Here is a 25585-nt window from a genome sequence, read left to right as displayed (position 1 = left end):
CCGCCAGACGCTGCTGGTCGCGGCGGCTACTTTTTCCCGGGGGCCGGCGTCGGTTGTTCGTCGGCCGGGAGAAGGGCCTGCACCAGAAAATCAATGAAGGCGCGCGCGCGGGCGGTCTGATTGCGGCGCTGCGGATAGTAGACAAATAGGTCGGCCGACGGCAGCGTGAAGTCGGGCAACACCACCCGCAGCCGGCCGCTTTCCAGGTATTTGGCCAGATCCCATTCCGACCGGATCAAGATGCCGTGGCCGTCCAAGGCCCAGCCCAGAACGATGTCACCGTCGTTGCTGGAAAGCCCGCCTTCGACCTTCACCACCTCTACATTGCCTTGATGCGTAAAGCGCCAGACGCCGTGCGCTTCGTCGTTTTGCCGGTGAAGAATGCATTGGTGATGGGCGAGGTCGGCAAGGGTGGCGGGCGTGCCGTGCGCCTTCAGGTAGTGAGGCGAGGCGCAAAGAAAGCGGCGATTGGTCATGATGCGCCGCGCGGCAAGACGCTTGTCGGGGAGTTCGCCGAAGCGGATGGCCAGGTCGAAGCCGCCTTCCACCAGGTCGATGGGACGGTCGGTCACCTCCAGTTCGACCTGGACCTGCGGATAGCGCCTTGCAAAGTCCGAGACCAGCGGCGCGATGGTCGTGCGGCCGAAACCCAGCGTGGCATTGACCCGGATAAGGCCGCGCGGTTGCGCGCTGCTGCTCGACACCACGTCCTCCATTTCCCGCAGGTCGGCAAGGATCCGAGCCGCGTAGGTCAGATAGGTTTCGCCTTCATTGGTCAGACTGATGCTGCGCGTCGTGCGGTTGACCAGCCGCACGCCGAGGCGCTTTTCCATCAGCGCGAGCCGCTTGGTGGCCGCAGGAGGCGTCAGGTCCAGTTGCCGCGCCGCTGCGGACAGGCTGCCCAGCCGCGCGATCAGCACAAAGAATTGCAGCTCTGAGGCAAGGTCCGCTTTCACTGGAAGTTAATAATCAAATGAACTTGGGTGAATTCTAGGGCAGGGATGCGCCACTAATCTATCGATTCACGATGCGCCCCAACTGGAGACTAGCCATGAGAATCGTCGATATCCGCGAGCAGACCCTGCCCATCAGTTCACCTATCCGCAACGCCTACATCGATTTCAGCAAGATGACGCTAAGCCTGGTCGCGGTGATCACCGACGTGATCCGCGACGGCAAGCCGGTGGTCGGTTACGGTTTCAACTCCAACGGCCGCTATGGCCAGGGCAAGCTGATGCGCGAGCGCTTCATCCCGCGCGTGCTGGAGGCGGACCCGGATTCGCTCACGGATGCCACGGGGCGCAACCTGGATCCGCACAAGGTCTGGGATGCGATGTTCAAGAACGAGAAGCCCGGCGGCCACGGCGAGCGATCGGTGGCGATCGGCACGATCGACATGGCCGTGTGGGACGCGGTGGCGAAGATCGAAGGCAAGCCGCTTTTCCAATTGCTGGCCGAACGCTATGGCAATGGCCAGCCCGACCGTCGGGTGTTCGTGTATGCGGCAGGCGGCTACTACCACCCGGGTCAAGACCTCGCCGCGCTCAAGGACGAAATGCGCAGCTATCTCGACCGCGGTTATACCGTCGTGAAAAAGAAGATCGGCGGTGCATCGCTGGACGAAGACCTGCGCCGGATCGACTCGGTGCTCAGCGTGCTGCAGGATGGCCAGAAGCTGGCTGTCGACGCGAACGGGCGGTTCGATCTGGATACGGCGATTGCATACGCCAAGGCGCTGTCCCAGTACGATCTCTTCTGGTACGAGGAGGCCGGCGACCCCCTGGACTTCGAGCTTCAGGCGACGTTGCGCAACTACTACGACAAGCCCATGGCGACGGGCGAAAACCTCTTTTCGATGCAGGATGCCCGCAACCTGATCCGCTACGGCGGCATGCGCGCGGACCGCGACTATCTGCAGTTCGATTGCGCGCTCAGTTACGGGCTGGTGGAGTATCTGCGCACATTGGCGATGCTTCGTCAGCACGGCTGGTCTGCCAGCCGGTGCGTGCCGCATGGCGGGCACCAGATGTCGTTGAACATCGCGGCGGGCCTGGGGCTGGGCGGCAACGAAAGTTATCCGGATCTGTTCCAGCCGTTCGGCGGGTTTCCAGATGGCGTGAAGGTGGAAGCTGGCCATGTGACGATGCCCGATCTGCCTGGCATCGGCTTCGAGGGCAAGTCCGATCTGTATGCCGTCATGCGCGCACTGTCGGCGTGACGCAGGGTGGGGCGGCTCCGTTGGCTGAGTCGCCGGACCGCCCGGCGCAGCGTTGCGCGTGCCGCCGGGCCCCTACAGGCTGTGTTGCCAATCCGCCCCACGAAATAAATTGTTTCACTTAAACCGCTTGCGCTGTCTATCTAGTAGTAGGTAAGATTCATCCATCGACGCGGCGCACCCAACAAAACCGCCCGGCGCCGAACCCAGAAATACAGTAGGACCGCTTTTTTATTTCGCTCGACATCTACCTACAAGTAGATAGCTAACTGAAACGCACACTTTAACTTATCTCGGAGATTGACCATGAAGACCCTCGTATCCGCCCTGATTCTTTCCGCTTCGTTCATCGGCGCCGCCCAAGCCGGCGAACTGGACTACCCGCCTGCCCTGGACACGCACAGCACGGTGACCCGCGCTCAAGTCCAGCAAGAACTGGCCGCTGCCCGTGCCAACGGCGCACTGGCGTTTGGTGAAGAAGGCTACGCCGCCGCCCCGATCGCTTTCGCCGGTGACAAGACCCGCGCCCAAGTGAAGCAAGAACTGGCTGCCGCCCGCGCCCAAGGCCTGACCGACAGCGGCGAACTGGACTACCCGCCCGTTCAAGGCTGATTTTTTTCGACCGCTTATCTATCTATAACTAGATAGCTGTAACCCAACTTCGACGCAGCAACTCACATTGACTGGAGCATTCTCATGAAGACCCTCGTATCCGCCCTGATCCTGTCCGCTTCCTTCATCGGCGCCGCCCAAGCCGGCGAACTGGACTACCCGCCCGAACTGAACACCCAAAGCACCGTGACCCGCGCTCAAGTGCAGCAAGAACTGGCTGCCGCCCGTGCCAACGGCGAACTGGTGTTCGGCGAAGAAGGCTACGCCGCCGCCCCGATCGCTTTTGCCGGTGACAAGACCCGCGCCCAAGTGAAGCAGGAACTGGCTGCCGCCCGGGCTCAAGGCCTGACCGAAAGCGGCGAACTGGACTACCCGCCCGTTCAAGGCTGATTTTTTCCAGCCTCTTATCTATCTACAACTAGATAGCACCAACGCAACTTCGATATAGCAACTCACATTGACTGGAGCATTCTCATGAAGACCCTCGTATCCGCCCTGATCCTGTCCGCCTCCTTCATCGGCGCCGCTCAAGCTGGCGAACTGGACTACCCGCCCGCCTTGAACACGCAAAGTACGGTGACCCGCGCTCAGGTGCAGCAAGAACTGGCCGCCGCACGCGCCAACGGTGAACTGGTGTCGGGCGAAGAAGGCTACGCCGCCACCGCGTATGCCCACGCCGGCGACAAGACGCGTGCCGAAGTGAAGCAGGAACTGGCCGCCGCCCGCGCCCAAGGCCTGACCGACGGCGGCGAACTGGACTACCCGCCCGTGCAAGGCTGAAGCAGATGGCAATCGAAGCGGACCCCGGGAACGGGATCATTCCCGGCCGGGGTTCGCTGGCACTGTCGGCGGCTTGAGCGGCCCTCTCGGCAATACCGATCAGGGACCGTCCCAATGACGAGCCGACCTATTAGTAGGTAATATGCAGCCATGGATACCCCGACTTCCAACACCACTCGCGAATTGCTTCTGGCGCATGCCGAGAAGCTGATCCGCATGCGCGGATGCAACGGCTTCAGCTACCGCGACCTGGCTGAGCATGTGGGCGTGAAGACGTCCAGCATCCACTACTACTTTCCGGGCAAGGACGACCTGCTTTACGAAGCCGTCGAAGCCTACAGCACGCGCGCTCTTGGCGCGGTGCGCGGAATCGATGCCACGCTGCCGGCGCAGGCGCAGCTTGAAAAATACCTCTCGATGATGGAATCGGCCGCGTGCGGTTCCGGTGAACTCTGTCTGGGCGGCATGCTGGCCGCCGACGTGATGAGCCTGTCCGAGCGGGTCCGCGGCGCGTTGCAGGGATTTTTCCGCGCGCACGAAGCGTGGTTGGCCCGCGTGCTGGCCGAAGGCGCGGCGCAGGGCACGCTGAAGTTTTCCGGAACGCCCGAAGCCGCGGGGCGCGCCGTGTTCGCGACGATCCAGGGCTGCCTGCTGGTGTCGCGACTGTTTCAGCAGCCGCCGGCGCTGTGCGAAGCAATCAGCGCGCTTTACGTCGAATGCGAAGGCAAGACGACGGGACACGCAGCCTGAACGTTGTGCTTCGGCACCCGCCTTTCACGGATTCACGGCCGCCTTGCGTTTGCAGGCGGCCGTTGTCATTGGGCCCAGGGGCACCACTGGGGCAGCACGGCGGCCGGCCTATGCCAACGCGCGGGCCATGTCGGTACTGGTGCGTTGCTGCACGCCAAGATCCCGCATGCGATGCAGAAAACCGGCCTGCGCGTTGGCAAAGCCCGCGACAGGACTCATGCAGTCGGTCAGCAGCACGATGCGCGACAGATTGCCGCCGGGCAGATGCTCGGCCAGGTGCTCGACGGTGGCCTTCACGCAGTGGCTGCCCGCTTCGCCCGCCACAAGAATCAGATCCGCGCGGTCCAGCGAGTCCAGCAAGCCGCGGTTGAGCTGGCTGCGCGGATCGTCGGCGTCTGGCACTTCGGCCATCAGTGCGCTGTAGTGTTCCGTCCAGGGGTTGGCGCCCTTGGGCACCTTGCGCACGATGAACTGGCGGTCTTCCTCCCAGCGGCCGTAGGCGGCGCGCACGTCGGCATGCACGTTGTGGCCCCAGGTGCCGATTTCGCAATGCACCGGCCAGGCCATCAGGGTGTAACGGCCGCGGGCTTCCAGTTCGTCCAGGTAGTTCAGGGTGCGGGGCACGTCGTCATCATGCCGTGGCACGAATTCGCCCGCGCGCAACTGAGCGGCCGTGATCGGCGTGAAGGGCGGCACCGGGTCGCCGTTGCCCATGCGCCAGAAGGTGGGGTGCGCGATATCCAGCCGGTGGTGCGAATCGAGCGTGACCGTGATCGACGAGAGCGCGTGAGCGGTGGCGTCGATGAAGCGCGCCAGCCGCTGCATGTCCGCGTGCGCGCCTGCGATGGGCAGGGCGGGCTCGACCGGCGATCCGGTCAGGGGATCGGTGGGCCGATAAGCGTCGGGCAGGTCGCAAAAATCGTTTTGCGGGTCGACGATCAGCAGATGAATGGAGCGCGTCATGGTGTGTGGGGCGGAGTGGAAACCGGACGGTATTCCCGGGCGCCCGGACTCAGAACAGCACGAGATGGTCGGCGCGGTCGGGCAACTGGCGCAGCAGCGCGCGCCACTGGCGCCAAAGGACGGAGGATACGCCTAATGCGCCTATCGGAATGAGAATCCACATGGCCTGCTCCTGTCAATATTCGCACGGTCGTGCGAAATTTAGCGAAAGTAAATGCCGGGACGGAGCCGGCAAGGTGGGACTACTCGATGTACTTGAAGCTGCGATATGTGGAGATGAGGCGTTCGTAACCTGCCTTCACGCGCTCGTGCGCCTTGGGATCGCGAAGGAACCGGGCGTCGTGCATCAAGCCGATCATCAGGCTGTAGACCTCGAACACCAGCTGCTGCGGATCGGTGTCGGGACGCAGATGCCCGGCCTCCAACGCCTGGTTCACCGTGCGCACCATGGCGGCGCGCCAGCGTTTCAGGTTGTGTTCCAGCACCGAGCGTAGCGGGGAGTCGACGTCGTCGTATTCAAATGCGCCGGCCACGTAGATGCAGCCGGTAAGCGTCTCGACATTGCTGGCGCGGTCGATCCACAGCGAAACCAGGGCATTCAGGCGCGGCAGACCGCGCGGATACGCCATGGCCGGCGTGAAGACGGCTTCGACGAAGCGCCGGTCGTATTCATCGAGCACCGCCTGCTGCAGGGCTTCCAGCGAGCCGACGCGCGAGAACACGCCGCTCTTGCTGATGCCGAGCCGTTTGGCGACCTGGCCCAGCGAAAGGCTTTCCATGCCTTGCGCGGCGGCCATGTCGAGCGCCGTGTTCACGATCGCCGCGAAGGTGAGTTCGCTTTTCTCGGTCTTTGCTGTCATGGTGGGAATTTAGCACGATCGTGCGAAAAGGTCGCTGCCTTTAATTCGGGGCGGATGCTGGCGTGAGATCCGGCTTGCGCGATCGCCTTGGCGGGCAGTGTCAGCCGAAAAAAAAAGCCGGACGGCAATGCCGTCCGGCGTGGTCACGCTTGCACAGCCTGGATCAGGCGCGCGCGGCCTTGTACTCCAGGCGGTACTTGTGCAGCAGCGGCTCGGTGTAGCCGTTGGGCTGCGTCAGCCCTTCGAACACCAGCGCGCACGCGGCCTTGAACGCCAGCGAGGTGTCAAAGTTGCCTGCCATCGGCTGGTAGAGCGGATCGCCCGCATTCTGCCCGTCGACGATCTTGGCCATGCGCTTGAAGGTCTCCATGACCTGATCGCGGTTCGTGATGCCGTGGTGCAGCCAGTTGGCGATGTGCTGGCTGGAGATGCGCAACGTGGCGCGGTCTTCCATCAGCCCCACGTTGTGGATGTCGGGCACCTTCGAGCAGCCCACGCCCTGGTCGATCCAGCGCACCACATAGCCGAGAATGCCTTGCACGTTGTTGTCCAGTTCCTGCTGGATGTCGGCGGCGGACCATTTGGAAGGATCGCCGACCGGCACGGTGAGCAGGCCATTCAGAAGCTCGTCGCGCACGCTGTCCAGCCGGGTGCGTTCGAGTTCCTGCTGGACCGCCTGCACGTCGATCTGGTGGTAATGCAGCGCGTGCAGCGTGGCGGCCGTGGGCGAGGGCACCCAGGCGGTGTTGGCGCCCGCCTTGGGATGCGCGATCTTCTGTTCGAGCATGGCGGCCATCAGGTCGGGCATGGCCCACATGCCCTTGCCGATTTGGGCGCGGCCGCGCAGGCCGGCGTCCAGCCCGACCAGCACGTTGTTGCGTTCGTAGGCGGCGATCCATGCGCTGGACTTCATGTCGCCCTTGCGCATCATGGGGCCGGCTTCCATGCCCGAGTGCATCTCGTCGCCGGTGCGGTCCAGAAAGCCCGTGTTGATGAAGGCGACGCGCGAGGCGGCGGCTTCGATGCAGGCCTTCAGGTTGACACTGGTGCGGCGCTCTTCGTCCATGATGCCCATTTTCAGGGTGTTGCGCGGCACGCGGATCAAGTCTTCGACGCGGTCGAAGAGCTCGCTGGCGAACGCGGCTTCGGCGGGGCCGTGCATCTTGGGTTTGACGATGTAGACCGAGCCCGTGCGCGAATTGAGCTTCTTCTGGCGGTCCTGAAGCGCGGCCAGGCTGGTGACGACGGCGTCCAGAATGCCTTCGGGGATCTCCTGGCCGTCGCGGTCCAGCACGGCCGGGTTGGTCATCAGATGGCCCACGTTGCGCACGAACATGAGCGAGCGGCCATGCAGCGTCAGCGCCGAACCGTCCGGCCGCGTGTAGTTGCGGTCCGCGTTGAGCTTGCGGGTGAAGGTCTTGCCGCCCTTGGTGACGTCCTCGGTCAGGTCGCCCTTCATCAGGCCGAGCCAGTTGCGATAGATCTGGACCTTGTCGTCGGCGTCGACCGCCGCGACCGAATCTTCGCAGTCCATGATGGTGGTCAGCGCCGCTTCGACCACCACGTCCTTGACGCCCGCCGCATCGGTGCCGCCGATCGTGCTGGCGCGGTCGATCTGGATCTCGAAATGCAGGCCGTTGTTCTTGAGCAGGATGGCCGTGGGGGCGGACGCATCGCCCTGGTAGCCGACGAATTGCGCGCCGGACTTGAGGCCGGTTGCGCCGGTGGCAAGCGCCACGCGGAGCTCTCCGCCCTCGACCGTGTAGCCCTTGGCATCGGCGTGCGAGCCCTGCGCCAGCGGCGCGGCCGTGTCCAGGAAGCTGCGTGCGCGCGCGATGACGGCCGCGCCGCGTTCCGGGTTGTAGCCGCGGCCCGTGTCGCCGGGCGTGGCGGGGATGGCGTCGGTGCCGTACAGGGCGTCGTACAGGCTGCCCCAACGCGCGTTGGCGGCGTTCAGCGCATAACGAGGATTGGACATCGGCACGACGAGCTGCGGGCCGGCCTGCTGCGAGATTTCGGTATCCACGTTGTCGGTGGTGGCGCGCACGGTGGCCGGTTGCGGCAGCAGATAACCGATGCCTTCAAGGAACTTGCGGTAGGCGGCCGGATCCGTGATGGGACCAGGATGGGCGCGGTGCCAGGCGTCGAGCTCGGCCTGCAGGCGGTCGCGCTCGGCGAGCAAGGCCCGGTTCTTCGGCGCCAGATCGTGCACCAGGGCTGCAAAGCCTTGCCAGAAGCCGTCGGCATCCAGGCCGGAGCCGGGCAGCGCTTCCTGTTCAATGAATTGACTGAGATTGGCCGCCACTTGCAGGCCGTGGTGCTGGATGCGTTGAGTCATGCGGATCTCTGGCGATAAGTAAGGCAGACCGGCGCGCCGCGCCGGGTGAGGGGTGCTGACATCATCGTCCGCGCCCGCCCCGATGTCCATACGAAAACCAGCTGGTCATACCAGTTTGTGACGTAAGCGTCAGGCGAAGCACCGATTTTTGTGGTTTGATATCAGCCACTTACCGAGGCAAGGCCGAGCCGCGCAAGCGTCGACCGCGCATGGTCATACCACTGGTGCGGAGATTGCATGCACGCGGAAATCGAAGAAAAGCCCCGTCAGGTGGCCGATGAAGTCGCCGAACGGATAGAGCGCCTGATCCTGGATGGCGTGCTCAAGGCGGGACAGGCCCTGCCGTCCGAGCGGCGCCTGACCGAAAAGCTGGGCGTGTCGCGCACGGCGCTGCGCGAGGGCCTGAAGCTACTGCGCGCGCGCGAGATCATCCACACCGCGCAAGGCAAGGGCTCGTTCGTGGCGCAAATCTCGAAGGTGGACGCCGGCCCGCTGATGCATCTGTTCAATTCGCAGCCGCGCACGCTGTATGACCTGCTGGAAGTGCGGTCGTTGCTGGAGGCCGAATCGGCGCGGCTGGCGGCCATTCGCGGAACCGAGGCGGATTTCATCATGATCCGGCGCCGATATGACGAGATGGTGTCCGCGCAGGGCGCCGCGACCGACACTGCCACGCACGCGCATCTGGATCACGCCTTTCATCTGGCGATCTGCGAGGCCTCGCACAATCCCGTGCTGGTGCATACGCTGCAATCGCTGACGGATCTGCTGCTGGGGTCGGTGTTCGCCTGCGTGAACAACCTGTATCACCGCGAACCGGAAAAGCGGCAGATCGACCGGCAGCACACGCGGCTTTTCAATGCCGTGATCGGGCGCCAGCCCGAGCAGGCCCGCAAGGCGGCGGCGGACCATGTGGATAGCGTGCGCCAGAGCCTGGCGGACATCGAGCAGGAAGAACAGCGCCTGGTGCGTGCGACGCTGCGCCTGGAAGGCTGGACGTAACGCCGCACGCACGAAAGCGGGGGGCGCGCGTGCGGCCCCGGAACCGCTAGCGGTCGGCTACCGCGCAGCCGGCCAGCGCCAGGGGCTTGCCCGCATAGATGCGGCCGAAGCGGTTGGTGAGCAGCGCGTCCAGACCAATGGCCTCTTGTCCCACAAAGCCCTGCTGCGCCAGCACCCCGTGCGCCACCAGATCGAGCGCGGCGCAGATGCCGGCAGCGGTGGACAGCTGGATCGCGCTGAGCCGATGGCCGTCCACCTCGGCGCCGAACACGCGGATCGGATACGACTCTTCTTCCAGGCGGCCATGCCGATAGCCGGAGGCCGATGCCTGGATGACGATCACGTCCTGCTCGGTGGTGGGGATGGCCGACTCGAAGATGTCCTTGAGCAGATCGCGGCGATCGCGCAGGCGCAGGTCATTGAGCAGCAGCTTCATGATGCTGCAATGACCGGGATAGCGCACCGACTTGTAGTCGACGTTGCGGGCGCGGCCCAGCAGCGTGGCGGGCAGGGTGCCCAGGCCGCCCGAGGTGTTGAAGGCCTCGTATTCGACGCCGTCCAGCGCAAAGGTTTCGTAGCCTTCCAATGCGGACACGCTGGTCAATTGTCCGTCGACGATGGCCTCGCACGGATTGCAGTATTCGTTGATGAGCCCTTCGGTGCTCCACGTCAGGTTGTAGCGCAGGCTGTTGGAGGGATAGCGCGGCAGTGCGCCGACCCGCATCCGCAGGTCCAGCAGGGTGTCGAAGCGGCGCGCCAGCGCATTGCCGACGATGCCGATGAAGCCGGGCGCCAGGCCGCATTGCGGCATGAGCACGCTGCGCGCTTCGCTGGCCAGCGCCTGGATCGCATGCGTGCTGGCGACGTCTTCGGTGAGGTCGAAGTAATGCACGCCGGCCTTGGCACATAGGCCCGCCACCGCGACTGCGCGATGAAAGGGCAGCGCATTGACCACGGCGTAAGCGCCTTCAATGCAGCGGGCCACGCCGGCGTCGTCGCTTACCTGTCGCGTTTCGCAGCCCAGTTCAGCCAGCACGGCAAGGCGGCCAGCGTCCTGGTCCGCGACCAGAACCGAATAATCGCCGCTGCGTTCCAGCATCAGCGCGATCGCGAAACCGATTTTTCCGGCGCCCAGCAGAACGATGGGTTTGGTGTGCGTGGACATGATGCTGCTCCTGCAATGAGAGGGAAGGGAAGTGGCCTCAATCCTATGCGGGAGTGCTGTCGATTTGTAGCAGCAAAAATGTCGAATCGGTTTTAAGTAACGTCGTTATGACTTATTTATCTGTCGAAACGTCAAACAAAAAGCCCTCTGGCTTGTGGCCAGAGGGCTGCCTGGTTGTGATTCACGGCCGGCGCGGCCCGTGGATCAGCTGCCCAGGTGGGGGGGATAGTCCATGTTGCCGAAGGTCACCAGGCCTTCGGTCTTGGCTTGCGCCAGTTGCGATTCAACTTGGGCGCGGGTCAGCGTCGAGGCGGAAGCCGAAGCCGCGACGGGCGGGTAGTCCATGTTGCCGAAGGTGACCTGGCCGGCGTTCTTGGCCTGGGCCAGTTCAGCTTGCACTTGCTGCGAGGTCAGGCTGCTGCGCTGGGCGATGGGGGCGGGGTAGCCTTCTTCGCCAAAGGTGTATTGGCCCGAAACCTTGGCTTGTTGCAGCTCGGCTTGAACCTGAGCGCGGGTGGTGGCTTGGTCGGCTTCGGCGGCTTGGGCGCCGGCGGCCAGAACGGACATGGACAACATCAATGCGGTAGCAAGGGTTTTCATGGCAGACCTCCGAGTCTTGTGAGCTTGGGATTCGAGCCTCAGACCTGATTGCCTGGGCTCGCTTGCTGTGTCCCGATGAGAGGCATTCTGTGCCTAAACAACCCTGGGATAAACCCTTATTCCTTGAAAACATCTTTCCATAATCATGGCTAATCGACATGGATTGTCCATGTTGGCGCCATGGGTGGCGATATTTCCATGGGATGACGTGTCAGATTTCCGGCAGCGCGCCGGGGGCTGGCGGGTGCAGCGAAGACAGGGGGAGGGGGGCCAGAAGTCGGCCAGAAGGAGATGGCCGGAAGTCGGCCGGAAGGAGGTGGCCAGCGCGGCGAGCCGCCCTGGCCAGCAGACTGCGGCGGATCAGCGGTTCAGATCGGCCAGTGCGTCGTTGTATTCGGCCTGCGCTTCTTCGAGTTTGCGCTGGGCCTTGTCGATCTTGTCCTGTTTGCCCTTGGCCTTGGCCTCTTTCAGCTCCTGCTCGCGCTCAGTGACCTTGGATTGCTTCTCGCGCACGTCGGCCTCGCGCTGCGATTGCAGGCGGCTGTCGGTGCAGCTTGCCTTGGCCTCGGACAGCGCCTTGCGCAGACCCGCCTCGCGGCGTGTGTTGTTCTGCGCCTGCGCGGCGGCGATGTCGTTTTCGATGTGGCAGAACTTGGCCGCGCAACCGCGCAGCGGTGCGCAGTCGGTGGCGGCCTGCGCCGGCAATGCGGCAAAGAGGGCGCACGCGGCGGCGGCGACAGTCAGGGATTTGAACGATGCGGGCATGCGGTGACTCCGTGACGTGGGCGGAAAGGCCATCATCGCCCGCGCGCGGCAATCCCGCAAACAGGCGGGCCGAAGCGGCAAACGCCACGGCCGGGCGCCGTGGCGTTTGCTGGGGATCAGCGGATCAGCGCACCCGCCAGCGCGGCCACGACAAGCAGCGCGCCCAGCCACAGGTTGGCGCGAAAGAGCATGAAGTTACGATCGGGGCGCTGAATGTCGAAGACTTTCAATTGCCACGCGAGGTGCGCCGCCACGGCGATCATGCCCACCTGATAGGCCCACGACAGGCCCATCGCATGCCCGCCCCAGGCCCACAACAGCACCGTGCCCACGTAGAAACCGCCGATCCAGAGCTTGCCCTGGTCGCCAAAGCGCATGGCGGTCGAGTGCAGGCCCAGGCTGCGATCGTCGCGCACGTCCACGTAGGCGTAGATGCTGTCGTAGCCTACCTGCCACAGCACGGCGCCCATCCACATGGCGATGGCGGCAAGCGGCACATGGTTCTGCGTGTCCGACCAGGCCATGAGCATGCCCCAGTTAAAGCAGATGCCCAGCACGACCTGCGGCCAGTACGTGACGCGCTTGCACAGCGGATAGATGAAGACGAAGGGCAGGACCGCCACGGCCAGCCAGCGGCTCATGTCGTTCAGGAAAAAGAGCAGCGAGCCGCAGACCAGCAGCTGGCCGAGCAGGAACCAGATGGCGTTCTTCATCGTCAGCTGGCCGCTGGTCAGCGGACGGAAGCGCGTGCGTTCGACGTGCTTGTCGAAGTTGCGGTCGCACATGTCGTTGACGGTGCAGCCGATGCCGCGCATGAGCAACGCGCCCAGCGAGAACACGATGAGGCGTTTGAAGTCGGGCAGGCCGCCCGCGGCCTGGACCAGCGCGGCGATCGCCGGCAGCAGGGTCAGCCAGGTGCCGATGGGGCGGTCCAGGCGGCACAGGCGGGCATAGGGACGCCATGACTTCGGAAGCCAGCGTTCGACCCAGTCGGTGAAGACGATGTCACTGAGGTCGGCGGGGGAAGGTTGCGAAGCGCTCACTGTCTCGGTCAAAAGAGGTCGGGAAAGCCGACAGCATAAAACAACGGCCGGGCGCTGCGCCCGGCCGATCGGTGATCAACGCATCCGCGCCGCCCCTTCGGGGACGGCCGCGGACGTTGTCATTCCGCCTTCAGCAGCTTGCCCAGGATGGCGATGCCGGTGCGGATCTTGTCTTCCGGCACGGTCGCGAAACTGAGGCGCAGCGTGTTGCGCTTGCCTTCGCCGCTGTAGAACGGCGCGCCGGGCACGAAGGCCACGTTCTGCGCGATGGCTTTTTCGAGCAGCTTGGTGCTGTCGATGTGCTCGGGCAGCGTCAGCCAGATGAACATGCCGCCTTCCGGCTTGGTCCAGGTGACGGTGGACGGGAATTCCTTCTGGATGGCGTCCAGCATGCAGCTGCCCTGCGCGCGGTAGATCTCGCGCACGTTCGGCAGATGTTCGGCCAGGAAGCCGTCCTTGACGATTTCGTACACGGCCATCTGGGTCAGCGTGGGCGTGTGCAGGTCCGTGGCCTGCTTGGCCTGCACCAGCTTGTTGATCAGGGCGCGGCCGCCAACGATGTAGCCCAGGCGCAGGCCCGGCGCCAGCACCTTGGAGAACGTGCCCAGGCGGACGACGTTCGCGCCGTATTCCTTGGCAAGCGCGATCAGGCCGGGCTGCGGCTCGCCGGCGTAACGCAGTTCGCCGTAGGGATCGTCCTCGACGATGGTCAGGCCCAGTTCGGCGGCGCGCTTGACCAGCGCGATGCGGCGTTCCAGGTTGAGCGTGCGGCCCGTCGGGTTCTGGAAGTTGGGCAGGGCGTACAGGAAGCGGGCGCCTTCGGCCAGTTCGGGCGTGATCGCTTCGGGGATCAGGCCGCCTTCGTCGGTGGGCACCGGCACGAAGTTCGGCTGGTACAGGCTGAACGATTGCAGCGCGCCCAGATAGCTCGGGTCTTCGACCAGCACCTTGCTGTCCTTGTCGATGAGCACCTTGCCCAGCAGATCCAGCGCCTGCTGCGAGCCGGAGACGATGAGGACCTGGTCGGGGGCGACGTCGGCGCCGGACGCGGTCAGTTCATCGGCGACCCACTTGCGCAGGGGCGCATAACCTTCGGTGGGGCCGTATTGCAGGGCCGCGCGGCCGTTGGTGGACAGGACCTTGTCGAATGCCGCACGCACCACTTCTACCGGAAAGCCGCCGGGCGCGGGCAGACCGCCTGCGAACGAAATGACTTCGGGGCGCTCGGTGACCTTGAGAATCTCGCGGATGGCGGAGCTGGTGAGTTGCAGGGCGCGTTCCGAAAAGGAAAACGCAGGTTCGATAGGCTTGTCCATGGAGTGCTTCTTGATCAAGAAGGGTGGGTCGGGTGATACGGTTGACAACAAAGTATTGTCCCATACGGTAACAGCCCGGCCCCTTTATCGGGGGGAACCCCTAAAATCACCTGCATCGATAACCGCCTGTACAGTTACATTCCATGTTCGAAGCCGCTCCCATCGTCGCCGAGTCCAAAGCCGCCCTGTATGCCGAACTGGCCGTCCAGGCGCGTGCGCTGCTGCAAGGCGAGCCCGACCGCATCGCCAACGCCGCGAACCTGAGCGCGCTGGCGTTCCAGGCCCTGCCCGAACTGAACTGGGTGGGGTTTTATTTCTTCGACGGCACGGAACTGGTGCTGGGCCCCTTCCAGGGCAAGCCCGCCTGCGTGCGCATTCCGCTTGATCGCGGCGTCTGCGGCGCGGCGGCCAGCCAGCGCCAGACGCAGCTCGTGCCGGACGTGCATGCCTTCCCCGGCCACATCGCCTGCGACGCGGCTTCGCGTTCGGAAATCGTGGTGCCGCTGGTGCACCGGGGCGAACTGATTGGCGTGTGGGACGTGGACAGCCCCGTGCCGGACCGCTTCGACGAAGACGACCGCAAGGGCATGGAAGCGCTGTGCCAGGTGTTCCTCGCGACGCTCGGCTGATTGCCCTCCCGCGGCCACCGGATTCGGCCGGAAATGCCTGTCGTTGACACCGCCGCGCCCGCCCGGTAGATTGCTGCATCCGCCGCCTATCGCGTCCCCGCTCATTCATGATTCATCAGGCCCACCAGACTGCTAGCCACCTCCGCGCCCTTGGCGTGGTGCTGGCTGCCGCCGGCCTGAAATCCAAAAAACAGCCGCTCATCTGACCGGAGCATGCTGTTCCGTCAGATGGGCGACGGAACAGCGGCCTGCCGGCAGCGCTTTGGCGCACCCGCGCGCACCCCCACTGATATCCCGAGCACTTCTGTACGGTCCCCCAACGGTCCATACGAAGGAGTGTTCTCATGCAATCGAATCAATCTCTGTTCCAGGGTGTCTGGGTGCCCCTGGTCACGCCGTTTTCGGGCGGCCATGTCGACGGCGGAGCCCTGCGCCGCCTCGTGCGTCACTATCTGGCGGCGGGCGTGGACGGCCTGGTCGTGTGTGGCAGCACCGGCGAGGCGGCGGCCCTGGACGATGCCGAGCAGCTCGCCGTGCTGGACGCGGTGCTGGCCGAAGCCGGCCCGCTGCCCATCGTGATGGGACTGGCCGGCAATCACCAGGGCCATGTGCTGCAGCGGCTGTCGGCCTTCGGCACGCGGCCGCTGGCCGGCATCCTGGCGCCCGCGCCGTATTACGTGCGCGCGGGCCAGGAAGGCGCCGCCGCCTACTTCCGCTGCCTGGCCGATGCCTCGCGGTTTCCGCTGGTGCTCTACGACATTCCGTACCGGACCGGCACCACGCTGGACACGTCCACGCTGCTGACGCTGGCGGCGCACCCGAATATCGCCGCCATCAAGGACTGCGGCGGATCCCTGGAAAAGACGGTGGCGCTGATTGCCGATGGTCAGATGAACGTGCTGGCGGGCGAAGACCTGCAGTCGCTGTCCGCAATGTGCCTGGGGGCCACAGGCATGATCGCTGCCGCCGCGCACGTGCGTCCCGATCTTTTCGTGGCCATGCACCGCGCGGTGCGGGCGCAGCGGCTTGACGAAGCCAGGACCCTGTTTCATGCGTTGGCGCCGGTGATCCGGCTGACGTTCGGCGAGCCGAATCCGGGGCCGCTGAAGGCGCAACTTGCCCGCCAGGGGCTGCTGTCGAACGAATTGCGTCTGCCCATGTTGCCGGCCAGCGCGGCGCTCGCGGCGCAGCTGGATGCCGCGGTGGATGCGCTGGATCGTCGGTTTCCGGCGGGTGGACCGGCGCTGCGCGCGGCATGAGCGCTTTGTGGCGTCCGGATTCAATTGGTAATACTTGCCCTACCGGGAAGCTGACGGATTGCTTATGATGCGGCCATTCTTCGGGGTGAAACAAAACCTTCATGGGCCAAGCTTTTGAAGCCTTGTCCGCCTGGCAGGTCATGCTGGCGGGGCTGCTCTTTTTCGGCGGCATCTACCTGGTCTTTGGCGCGGCCACTTGGCTGCTGACGCGGCACATCCTGCCGGCCCTTGGCCTGGGCCGGCCGCTCGATCCGCGGCCCCTGGCGCCGGGACAGCTGCGGCGCGAGCTGGCGCAGTCGGGTCTGTCGATCCTGCTGTTCGGCACCGGCATGATCTTCCCGTGGGGCCTCTTGCAACTGGGTTGGGCGCGCCTTGACCCGGACGCGAGCTGGCAGCAGATCGTGCTGGAAATCCTGGCGCTCGTGGCCTGGAACGACGTGCATTTCTGGATCAACCACCGGCTGCTGCATACGCGGCTGCTGCGCCGCTTTCACCTGCCGCACCACCGTTCGGTCGTGACCACGCCGTTCTCGACCTACAGCTTCCATCCCATCGAGGCGCTGATGCTGGGCAACGTGATCCTCTTGCCGATGGTGGTGCATGATTTCAGCTTCTGGTCGCTGCTGTCGGTGCCGCTGTTCAGCCTGTTCTTCAATTGCATCGGTCACGCCAACTACGATTTCTTTCCCAAGGTGTCGTACGCGCACTGGTTTGCCGCCAGCCGCCGGCACCATCTGCACCATGCCTGCTACAACGGCAACTACGGCTTCCAGTTCACCTTCATGGATCGCCTGTTCCGCACGCGGCTGGGGGCGGACGCCGCCGAACGCCAGTTGCAGGCGCACCGCCAGCGCGAGTCCGGCGCGGGCCTGCGAGGCTCCGCATAGTGGCGCCAAGCTTGGGCCCGCGGCGCACGCTCCCCGCGCTGCGCAATCGGCGCGATTGGCAGAGCCTGGCCTACCTGGCCGCGCTGCCCCTGCTTGCCGGCTGGCAGTGGTTCCACGGGTTCTGGTGGCCGGCCTACGCGCTGATGCTGTTCCTGACGCTGGGCATCGGCGTCATCCATCACAATCACACGCACTTGAGGATGTGGCGCGGCCGCCGCGCCAACCGCGTCACCGATTTCTGGATCACATTGCTGCAGGGCCATCCGACGTTCGTGTTCTACCCGGCCCACGTCGCCAATCACCACCGCTTCAAGCACGGCGCGCGCGATGTGGCGCGCACCTATCGGTTTGGCGGCGATACCAACCATCTGTGGGGCTACCTCATCCATCCGGTGCAGGCGGCCTGGGTGCTGTATCCGTTGTTCTTTGCGTGGCTGGGCCGGTTGCGCCGGCACTGGCCAGGCGCCTGGCGCTATTGCATGGCGCAGTACGGCGCGTGGCTGGGCCTGTGGGCCGGTCTCATCGCCGTGAATCCTGCCAAGGCGCTGGTGTTCGTGATCGTGCCGCAGCTTCACGGCCTGCATTGGCTGCTGGCCACCAACTATCTGCAGCACGCGCACGCGGACGGCGGGCCGCGGCAGGTGGCGGGCCTGAACTATGCGCGCAATTTCGAGGGGCTGGTCAATCCGCTGCTCTTTAACATCGGCCTGCACACTGCGCACCACGAGCACCCGCGCGCGCACTGGTCCGAACTGACCCGCCTGCATCGCGACCACTACCGCGGCCGCGTGCGCGCCGAATTGAATGAGCGCGGCCTCGCGCCCTACATGTTCCGCGTGTTCGTGCTGGGCGCCTTCGTCCCCAGGTTTCGCAGCCGTTCCTGCATGGCGCCCGAGCACGTCCGCTAGCGCCGCACTCCCCCTTTTCTAACCAGAGATCCGTCATGCCCATTGCGTTTCATCGTGTCTACCTGGAGAGCGCCGGTTATTTCATGCCGGGCGAGCCCGTGTCCAACGAGGCCATGGATGACTACATCGCCCCGCTGAACCGCATGTCCAGCCGGATCAAGACCCGCATCCTGGCCGAGAACGGCATCAAGCAGCGCTACTACGCCATCGACCCCGAGGGCGCGACCGTGTTTTCCAATGCGCAGCTGGCGGCCAACGCCATCCGCGATTGCCTGCGGCGCCACGACACCGACCTGTCGGCCATATCGATGCTGGCCAGCGGTTCGTCCGGGGGCGATGCGCTGATGCCGGGGTTTTCCAACATGATCCAGGGCGAGCTGGCCGCGCCGCCCATGGAAACGCTGTCGGTGCATGGCATCTGCGCCGCGGGTGTGTCGGCGATCCAGGCGGCCGCGCAAGGCGTGGAACTGGGCGCGCATGCCAGCGCGCTGGCGGTCGCCAGCGAATTGCCGTCGCGCCTGTTCAAGCGCTCGCGCTTTGCCGCGCGCGGCTACGACGCGGACTTCGACGCGCACTTCCTGCGCTGGATGCTGTCGGACGGGGCCGGCGCGGTGTTGCTGGGCAACAGCGGACGGCCGCTGCCCGGCGCCTCGCAGGGCGTGCGGCTGCGCCTGAAGTGGGTGCATCAGCGCTCGTTCTCGGGCGACTATCCGGTGTGCATGCAGCTCGGGCTGTCCGCCGACCGGAGCAAGGGGCATCTGGACTACCCTTCGTGGAATGAGGCCGAGACTGACGGTGCGCTGTCGCTGCGCCAGGACATCCGCCTTTTGCCGCATCTGTTCGACATCGGCATCCACGAGTACGCCAAGCTGGTGCGCGACGGATGGGTGGATCCGGACCAGGTCGATCATTTCCTGTGCCATTACTCGTCCGAGAAATTCATTCCCGTTGTGGAAGACCTGATGGAGAAGGCCGGGCTGGTTATCCCGCGCGAGCGCTGGTTCAGCAACCTGGCGTGGCGCGGCAACACCGGCGCGGCATCCATCATGATCATGCTGGCCGAGTTCCTGGAGACGCGCGAGGTCAAGCCCGGCGAGCAGATCTTCTGCTACATCCCCGAATCCGGACGCTTCATGGCGGCCTACATGCTGCTGGAAGCCGAAGCGGTGCACGCAACGCCCGCAGTGGCTGCCGGTGCGCCCGCCGCGGCCGCGCGCGAGGATGCCGGGTCCGCCGATGCCGACGCGATCGCGCCGCCGCATGATCCCGACATGGCGCCGCAGGGCCTGGGACAACTCTTGACCGAGCTGGCGGCGATCTGGCACGACTACCGCTCTCGCGTATGGCGCACGCCGGTGATCCGGCGTCTGCGCAACCGGCAGTTCCAGACCGCGGACTACCTGGCGTGGATGGAGAACTGGATTCCGCAGGTGCGCGAAGGCAGTAAGTGGATGCGCGAGGGCGCCGCGTCGCTGTCCGAGCAATACGCGCCGCTGGCCGCGCTGATCGACATGCACGCGGGCGAGGAGCAGAACGACTTCCAGATCCTGTTCCAGGACTATCGCAACGCCGGCGGCGCGGTGGACAGCATCGACGCCTTGCGCCGCAATCCGGGCGGCGAAGCGCTGAACGCCTATCTGCACAGCCTGGCCGCCACGCGCGACCCCATCGGACTCTTGGGCGCGATCTACATCATCGAAGGCACGGGGCAACGCATCGTGCCTGCGCTCTTGCCGCTGCTCAAGGCCAGCCTGAAACTGCCGCCCGACGCCTTCCGCTTCCTGGAATACCACGGCCACAACGATGAGCACCATCTGGCGCGGTGGCTGTCGGCGGTGGAACTGGCGCTCGATTGCGACGAGGATGGGCGCGCCGAACAGCGCATTGTCGACACCGCGCGCCGTACGGCGGCGCTTTACCTGATGCAGTTTCATCATGTGATGGAGGCGGATGCGGCATGAAGAAGGAACCCGAATTCCTTGCCCGGGAACACGATCCGGCAGACCCCAGCCCCTGGCTGGCCCTTTACCTGGATCGCAGCACGCCGCTGCCGGACAAGGTCAAGAAAGCGTGGCTGACGGATTCCAGCTGCGCGTCGCGGCAATACCTGCTGCCGTTCCTGCGGCCGATCGCGCGCGCCTTCATCATCCTGATCCAGATCGTCAAGACGTTCCTGCCGCGCCGCTGGTCGCATTCGCGGCTGCTGCACCGCATCCTGGCCTGGGGCTTGAAGCGCTTCGTGTCGCCCGAGGCGAACTGGCTGATTTTGCGGCACTTCCATCTGGGGGCGCAGGCGCTGTCGTTCATCGCCGCGAACTCGCCGGTGCCCATCAGCACGACGCCGCTTGAGCCGATGACGATCGACGATCTGAAGGACGACCTGTTCGTCAAGCACGACCTGAACCTCTTTAACTTCGTCATCCGGCTGAACCAGGCGCTGCGCGACGCGGGCGTGGAGATGCATGCCCCGCAGACGGTGGACTATTCGATGCTGCGCGATCCGCCGATCCGGCTGGAGGACATGCCGCAGGGCAAGCTGAACTTCCTGGACCTGCAAAGCGCCATCGAGCTGTTCACGCCGCTTTACCAGCTTTTGCTGACCGACAACGATTTCTGGCGCGCGGCCAATTCGCTTCAGCTTGACGAGACCGTGGGCATCTATGCGGCCAAGCTGCTGGGGGCCCCGCAGCACCTCATCCTGGTCAACAACAACCATCCGCTGGTGCCGATGTCCACGCTGCGCGCGGGCTACCGGCTGGTGCTGCACGGGCTTTCGACGGAAATGCTGCACAGCCTGCTGATGGAGATGAAGGCGGCGCAGGCGGGCGCCGAGCCGCCGGCCCCGATCGCGTAGAAAAGGCGGCAGGGATCAGTGTTGACCCTGCGTTACACCGGCCGGGCGCTGGGCTATATTGCGACGCTTGTCCGACAAGCCCGGCGGCGCCCGTAGCCGCCCGGCACCCTAGGAAATGCCGCAAATGCCTCAGACGCTAGAGGTCATCGCCACCATCCTGTTCGCCGTGGCGGTCCTCCATACTTTCTCGGTTCCCTTCTTCGCGCGGCTCGCGCATCGAGGGGGGCCGCACGCGGGCTTCTGGCATCTGTTCTCCGAGGTCGAGGCCGTCTTCGGCGTCTGGGCGTTCGCGCTGATCGTGACCATGGCCGCGCTGGCCGGGCCGGCGACCGCCATCGACTACATGGACACGCGCAACTTCACGGAGCCGCTGTTCGTCTTCGTCATCATGGTCGTGGCGGCCAGCCGGCCGATTCTTGAACTGGTGGGGCTGCTGGTGCGCATCGTTGCGCGAGCCCTGCCCATGCCGCGCGAGCTGTCCACCTTCTTCGTCGTGATGGCCATGGTGCCGCTGGGCGGCTCGTTCATCACCGAACCGGCCGCGATGACGCTGGCCGCGATCCTGCTGCGCGACGCCTACTTCCGCAGCAGCGGCCGGGCCGGTTTCAAGTACCTGACGCTTGGCGTGCTGTTCGTGAACGTGTCCATCGGCGGCGTGCTGACGTCCTACGCGGCGCCGCCCGTCCTGATGGTGGCGGGCACGTTCGGCTGGGATTCGGCGTTCATGCTCCAGCACTTCGGCTGGCGCGCGGCGCTGGCGGTCTGCCTCAATGCGGGGCTGCTGACGTTCATCTGCCGCAAGGCGCTGCTGGAAGGCGCGGTGGGCACGCGTGGCGGCGTCGATGCGCCGGATGGCGCGGGCAAGCGCGCGCCGGTGCCGGCCATCGTGATCGCGGTGCACCTGGTGTTCCTCATCGCCATCGTGCTGACTGCGCATCATCCGGCCATTTTCCTGGGCCTGTTGATGATGTTCATCGGGTTCTCCGAGGCCTACAAGCGCCACCAGGACCGCCTGATGATCAAGGAGGGCCTGATGGTGGGCTTCTTCCTGGCCGGACTCGTGGTGCTGGGCGGACTGCAGAAATGGTGGCTGCAGGACCTCTTGGGAGGGCTGGAGCCCTTCGTCCTGTTCTGGGGCGCGACCGCGCTCACGGCCATTACCGACAACGCGGCGCTCACCTACCTGGGTTCGCTCGTGGAGGGCACCAGCGAGGCCTGGCGTTACATGCTGGTTGCCGGCGCCGTCACGGGCGGCGGGCTGACGGTGATCGCCAATGCGCCGAACCCGGCCGGCTTCGCGATCCTGAAGAACCATTTCCCGGACGGCAGCATCTCGTCCGGGCGCCTGTTCCTGTGCGCCCTGGGACCGACCCTGGTGGCGGCCGTGATGTTCCTGCTGCCGGTGTAGGGAGCCGCCCGCCTGCCCGGGCGGTCTGCCCCCCGGGCGGGGCCCGGGGCCTGCAGGCCGGGCCGGACTCCGACGCTTTATGAAAAACCGCTAAAATTCAAGACTTTCCCGTATTTTTCTAGCCTGGCCCAGCGGCCGCGCCCCGCGCCCGCGCGCGGCGGCAGGCCGATTTTGATATGCCCGGCTTTTCGCCTGGGAGTCCTCGATGCCCATCTATGCCTACAAGTGCAGCGCCTGCGGCCATGCCAAAGACGTCTTGCAGAAGATCTCTGACGCGCCGCTTTCGGAATGCCCCGAATGCGGTCAAAGCACGTTCTCCAAGCAGGTGACCGCGGCTGGATTCCAGCTCAAGGGCTCCGGCTGGTATGTCACGGACTTCCGTGGCAACGGCAGCGGCGGCAGCCAGGGCGCAGCGCCCGCGGGCGCGTCAGCCCCGGCTGAAAGCGCCGCATCCGCCGCCGCGCCTGCCGCGGCGCCGGCAGCCACGCCCGCCCCGGCGGCGCCTGCTGCCGGCAGCGCCGCCTCCTAGAGCGCTCGCGATGCGAATGCGCGTCATCAAGAAGTACTTCATCACCGGGCTGTTGATCTGGGTTCCCCTGGTCATCACGGTGTGGGTACTGGGGCTGCTGGTCGCCACCCTGGAAGGGTTCGTGCCTGGCTTTCTGTCCTCCGAATCGCTGTTCGGCCTGGACATTCCCGGTTTCCGCTTCGTCCTGGTGATCGCGGTGGTGCTTCTGACGGGCGTGTTCGCCGCCAACCTGATCGGCCGCACGATGGTCGACCAGTGGGAAAGCCTGCTGGGCCGCATCCCGCTCGTGCGCTCCATCTACAACTCGGTCAAGCAGGTCAGCGATACCGTGCTTGCCCCCAACGGACAGGCGTTTCGCCGCGCGGTGCTGGTGCAGTATCCGCGCGCGGGGGCCTGGACCATCGCTTTCGTCACCGGCACGCCCAGCGGTGAAGTGGCCGACAGCCTGCCTGGCGACCACATCAGCGTGTACGTGCCGACGACGCCCAACCCCACGTCCGGCTTTTTCCTGATGGTGCCTCGCGCCGAGGTGATCGACCTTCAGATGAGCGTGGACGCGGCCCTGAAGTACATCGTTTCCATGGGCGTAGTCGCCCCGGCCCCGGCGGCAACGCCCGTGGTCCGGCCGGCTGCGCTCTCTCCGGCGCCGGGCGTGCAGGACGCACCCCGCGCCGATTCGTAACCCTTAAACACCAAGCACACAACGGAGTCATCCCGCATGCGTACCTGCTACACCGGCCAGGTTTGCCGTGACCATCTCGGCCAGACCGTCACCCTGTACGGCTGGGTGAACCGCCGCCGCGACCACGGCGGGGTCATCTTCATCGACCTGCGCGACCGCGCGGGCCTGGCGCAGATCGTGTTCGATCCGGACAACGCCGCCTTCGCCACCGCCGAGCGCCTGCGCAATGAATTCTGCATCCGCGTCACCGGCCTGGTGCGCGAGCGTCCGGCGGGCACGGCCAACGCCGAACTGGCCTCCGGCGAAGTCGAAGTGCTCTGCAAGGAAGTCGAGATCCTGAACGCGTCGGTCACCCCGCCGTTCCAGCTGGACGACGACAACCTGTCGGAAACCACCCGCCTCACGCACCGCGTGCTGGACCTGCGCCGCCCGCAGATGCAGCGCAACCTGATGCTGCGCTACCGCGTGTCCATCGAAACCCGCAAGTTCCTGGACGAGCTGGGCTTCATCGACATCGAAACCCCGATGCTGGCCAAGAGCACGCCCGAAGGCGCGCGCGACTACCTGGTGCCCTCGCGTGTGAACGCCGGCCACTTCTTCGCGCTGCCGCAGTCGCCGCAGCTGTTCAAGCAGATGCTGATGGTGTCGGGCTTTGACCGTTACTACCAGATCACCAAGTGCTTCCGCGACGAAGACCTGCGTGCCGACCGTCAGCCGGAATTCACCCAGATCGATTGCGAAACCTCGTTCCTGAACGAGATCGAAATCCGCGAGATCTTCGAGAACCTGATCCGCCACGTGTTCAAGGTGGTGCAGGGCGTCGACCTGCCGTCGCCGTTCCCGATCATGCCCTGGACCGAAGCGATGCGCCGCTACGGCTCGGACAAGCCCGATCTGCGCGTGCAACTCGAGTTCACCGACATCACCGACGTGATGCGCGACGTGGACTTCAAGGTGTTTGCCGCCGCCGCCACGGCGCCCGGCAGCCGTGTGGTCGCCCTGCGCGTGCCGGGCGGCGCCGAGATGTCGCGCAGCGAGATCGACGCCTACACGCAGTTCGTCGGCATCTACGGCGCCAAGGGCCTGGCCTACATCAAGGTCAACGACGTGGCCAAGGGTCGTGATGGCCTGCAATCGCCCATCGTCAAGAACCTGCACGACGCCGCGCTGGCTGAACTGGTCAAGCGCACCGGCGCCCAGGACGGCGACATCATCTTCTTTGGCGCGGACCGCGAGAAGGTCGTCAACGACGCCATCGGCGCGCTGCGCGTGAAGATCGGCCACAGCGAATTCGGCAAGAAGACGGGTCTGTTCACGGCCGGCTGGAAGCCGCTGTGGGTGGTCGACTTCCCGATGTTCGAATACGACGAGGAAGACGGCCGCTACACCGCCGCCCACCACCCGTTCACCAGCCCCAAGGACGGCCACGAAGACTTCCTGGAATCCGATCCCAGCAAGGCGTTCGCCAAGGCCTACGACATGGTGCTGAACGGCTGGGAAATCGGTGGCGGCTCGGTCCGTATCCACCGCGAGGAAGTGCAGAGCAAGGTGTTCCGCGCGCTGAAGATCGGCGCCGAGGAAGCCCGCGAGAAGTTCGGCTACCTGCTGGACGCGCTGCAGTACGGCGCGCCTCCGCACGGCGGCATCGCCTTCGGCCTGGACCGCATCGTCACCATGATGACCGGCGCCGAATCGATCCGCGACGTGATTGCCTTCCCGAAGACGCAGCGCGCCCAGGATCTGCTGACGCAAGCGCCTTCGGAAGTCGACGAGAAGCAACTGCGCGAGCTGCACATCCGCCTGCGCAACGTCGAAAAGGCGTAACCACTTCCGAAGCGTCCTTGGCGCTTCGGAAGCGGGTGTCTGACACCCAGGTGCGGGGCTCTCGGATTGAAGGGCCTCTCGCGCGGGTGTCAGACACCGGTGCCGAGCTCACGCTGTCGCAAAGATGGGACGGCCGGCTGAAATGGAGTAATCTGGCTAACGCCGCCAACCACGGCGGCGGCTGGCCAGAGGACCT

Annotated in this window: 25 protein-coding genes; 16 read left to right on the top strand and 9 right to left on the bottom strand. The window is 65.3% G+C overall.

Annotated elements, in window-relative coordinates; all coding sequences use genetic code 11:
- Positions 1–26: 26 nt before the first annotated feature.
- Positions 27–956, bottom strand: a complete 930-nt coding sequence (locus QEP15_RS25280) for a LysR family transcriptional regulator (RefSeq protein ID WP_280148230.1) — start codon at positions 954–956, stop codon at positions 27–29.
- Positions 957–1051: 95 nt separating this feature from the next.
- Here QEP15_RS25280 and QEP15_RS25275 point away from each other — a divergent pair, with 95 nt between their 5' ends.
- The 5 genes from QEP15_RS25275 to QEP15_RS25255 all read left to right on the top strand — a co-directional run bounded on the left by QEP15_RS25275 (position 1052) and on the right by QEP15_RS25255 (position 4357).
- Complete coding sequence (locus QEP15_RS25275; RefSeq protein WP_226847582.1) at positions 1052–2218, top strand: mandelate racemase/muconate lactonizing enzyme family protein; 1167 nt, start codon at positions 1052–1054, stop codon at positions 2216–2218.
- A 303-nt stretch (positions 2219–2521) separates the two neighbouring features.
- Complete coding sequence (locus tag QEP15_RS25270) at positions 2522–2827, top strand: DUF4148 domain-containing protein (RefSeq protein ID WP_056327114.1); 306 nt, start codon at positions 2522–2524, stop codon at positions 2825–2827.
- Positions 2828–2911: 84 nt separating this feature from the next.
- Positions 2912–3217, top strand: coding sequence for a DUF4148 domain-containing protein (locus QEP15_RS25265; protein ID WP_152382986.1), 306 nt, complete (start codon positions 2912–2914; stop codon positions 3215–3217).
- An 84-nt stretch (positions 3218–3301) separates the two neighbouring features.
- On the top strand, positions 3302–3607 hold the full coding sequence (locus QEP15_RS25260) for a DUF4148 domain-containing protein (RefSeq protein WP_152382985.1): 306 nt from the start codon (positions 3302–3304) through the stop codon (positions 3605–3607).
- A gap of 150 nt (positions 3608–3757) precedes the next feature.
- Positions 3758–4357 carry a TetR/AcrR family transcriptional regulator gene (locus tag QEP15_RS25255; protein ID WP_152382984.1) on the top strand — a complete coding sequence of 200 codons (600 nt, stop codon included), beginning with the start codon at positions 3758–3760 and terminating at the stop codon, positions 4355–4357.
- Positions 4358–4465: 108 nt separating this feature from the next.
- Here the strand turns inward: QEP15_RS25255 and QEP15_RS25250 are convergent, their stop codons facing one another.
- From QEP15_RS25250 to QEP15_RS25240, 3 genes are all read right to left on the bottom strand, one after another.
- Complete coding sequence (locus tag QEP15_RS25250; protein WP_108696302.1) at positions 4466–5320, bottom strand: cysteine hydrolase family protein; 855 nt, start codon at positions 5318–5320, stop codon at positions 4466–4468.
- Positions 5321–5562: 242 nt separating this feature from the next.
- Positions 5563–6180 (bottom strand): TetR/AcrR family transcriptional regulator, encoded by a 618-nt coding sequence (locus tag QEP15_RS25245; protein ID WP_056327123.1) that lies wholly within the window; start codon positions 6178–6180, stop codon positions 5563–5565.
- A gap of 163 nt (positions 6181–6343) precedes the next feature.
- Positions 6344–8518: a malate synthase G gene (locus QEP15_RS25240; RefSeq protein ID WP_152382983.1), complete on the bottom strand. Its 2175-nt coding sequence runs from the start codon at positions 8516–8518 to the stop codon at positions 6344–6346.
- Between the two features lie 237 nt (positions 8519–8755).
- Between QEP15_RS25240 and glcC the strand changes: the two genes are divergently transcribed.
- Positions 8756–9520, top strand: coding sequence for a transcriptional regulator GlcC (gene glcC, locus QEP15_RS25235; protein WP_056327127.1), 765 nt, complete (start codon positions 8756–8758; stop codon positions 9518–9520).
- Positions 9521–9566: 46 nt separating this feature from the next.
- Here the strand turns inward: glcC and QEP15_RS25230 are convergent, their stop codons facing one another.
- The 5 genes from QEP15_RS25230 to QEP15_RS25210 form a co-directional block, all read right to left on the bottom strand.
- Positions 9567–10685, bottom strand: coding sequence for a saccharopine dehydrogenase family protein (locus QEP15_RS25230; RefSeq protein WP_152382982.1), 1119 nt, complete (start codon positions 10683–10685; stop codon positions 9567–9569).
- 204 nt (positions 10686–10889) lie between these two features.
- A complete protein-coding gene (locus QEP15_RS25225; protein ID WP_082586414.1) occupies positions 10890–11285 on the bottom strand; it encodes a DUF4148 domain-containing protein in 396 nt (131 codons plus the stop codon).
- Positions 11286–11645: 360 nt separating this feature from the next.
- Positions 11646–12050 carry a DUF1090 domain-containing protein gene (locus QEP15_RS25220; protein ID WP_152382981.1) on the bottom strand — a complete coding sequence of 135 codons (405 nt, stop codon included), beginning with the start codon at positions 12048–12050 and terminating at the stop codon, positions 11646–11648.
- A 116-nt stretch (positions 12051–12166) separates the two neighbouring features.
- Positions 12167–13093, bottom strand: a complete 927-nt coding sequence (gene ubiA, locus QEP15_RS25215; RefSeq protein WP_152382980.1) for a 4-hydroxybenzoate octaprenyltransferase — start codon at positions 13091–13093, stop codon at positions 12167–12169.
- Positions 13094–13212: 119 nt separating this feature from the next.
- Complete coding sequence (locus QEP15_RS25210; RefSeq protein ID WP_152382979.1) at positions 13213–14409, bottom strand: aminotransferase-like domain-containing protein; 1197 nt, start codon at positions 14407–14409, stop codon at positions 13213–13215.
- A 143-nt stretch (positions 14410–14552) separates the two neighbouring features.
- Between QEP15_RS25210 and QEP15_RS25205 the strand changes: the two genes are divergently transcribed.
- The 10 genes from QEP15_RS25205 to aspS all read left to right on the top strand — a co-directional run bounded on the left by QEP15_RS25205 (position 14553) and on the right by aspS (position 25389).
- Positions 14553–15038: a GAF domain-containing protein gene (locus QEP15_RS25205; RefSeq protein ID WP_142052253.1), complete on the top strand. Its 486-nt coding sequence runs from the start codon at positions 14553–14555 to the stop codon at positions 15036–15038.
- A 344-nt stretch (positions 15039–15382) separates the two neighbouring features.
- Entirely contained in the window at positions 15383–16297 is a 915-nt protein-coding gene (dapA, locus tag QEP15_RS25200; RefSeq protein WP_152382977.1) for a 4-hydroxy-tetrahydrodipicolinate synthase, read from the top strand.
- Positions 16298–16398: 101 nt separating this feature from the next.
- Positions 16399–17184, top strand: coding sequence for a sterol desaturase family protein (locus QEP15_RS25195; RefSeq protein WP_056327145.1), 786 nt, complete (start codon positions 16399–16401; stop codon positions 17182–17184).
- Positions 17184–18092: a fatty acid desaturase gene (locus tag QEP15_RS25190; protein WP_152382976.1), complete on the top strand. Its 909-nt coding sequence runs from the start codon at positions 17184–17186 to the stop codon at positions 18090–18092. The genes QEP15_RS25195 and QEP15_RS25190 overlap by 1 nt, the downstream gene beginning before the upstream one ends.
- A 35-nt stretch (positions 18093–18127) precedes the next feature.
- Positions 18128–20053 carry an iron-containing redox enzyme family protein gene (locus QEP15_RS25185; protein ID WP_262760667.1) on the top strand — a complete coding sequence of 642 codons (1926 nt, stop codon included), beginning with the start codon at positions 18128–18130 and terminating at the stop codon, positions 20051–20053.
- Complete coding sequence (locus QEP15_RS25180) at positions 20050–20946, top strand: DUF6999 family protein (RefSeq protein WP_056327150.1); 897 nt, start codon at positions 20050–20052, stop codon at positions 20944–20946. Before QEP15_RS25185 ends, QEP15_RS25180 begins: the two co-directional genes overlap by 4 nt.
- Positions 20947–21070: 124 nt before the next feature.
- On the top strand, positions 21071–22354 hold the full coding sequence (locus QEP15_RS25175) for a putative Na+/H+ antiporter (protein WP_217618377.1): 1284 nt from the start codon (positions 21071–21073) through the stop codon (positions 22352–22354).
- A 205-nt stretch (positions 22355–22559) separates the two neighbouring features.
- A complete protein-coding gene (locus QEP15_RS25170) occupies positions 22560–22883 on the top strand; it encodes an FmdB family zinc ribbon protein (RefSeq protein ID WP_056327154.1) in 324 nt (107 codons plus the stop codon).
- Between the two features lie 16 nt (positions 22884–22899).
- On the top strand, positions 22900–23565 hold the full coding sequence (locus QEP15_RS25165; RefSeq protein ID WP_370638990.1) for a DUF502 domain-containing protein: 666 nt from the start codon (positions 22900–22902) through the stop codon (positions 23563–23565).
- 36 nt (positions 23566–23601) lie between these two features.
- Entirely contained in the window at positions 23602–25389 is a 1788-nt protein-coding gene (gene aspS, locus QEP15_RS25160) for an aspartate--tRNA ligase (RefSeq protein WP_175156962.1), read from the top strand.
- Positions 25390–25585: the final 196 nt, after the last annotated feature.

The organism is Achromobacter mucicolens (assembly GCF_029866465.1).
Classification (GTDB): Bacteria; Pseudomonadota; Gammaproteobacteria; order Burkholderiales; family Burkholderiaceae_B; genus Achromobacter; species Achromobacter mucicolens.
This window is presented reverse-complemented; position numbering and strand designations above follow the sequence as displayed.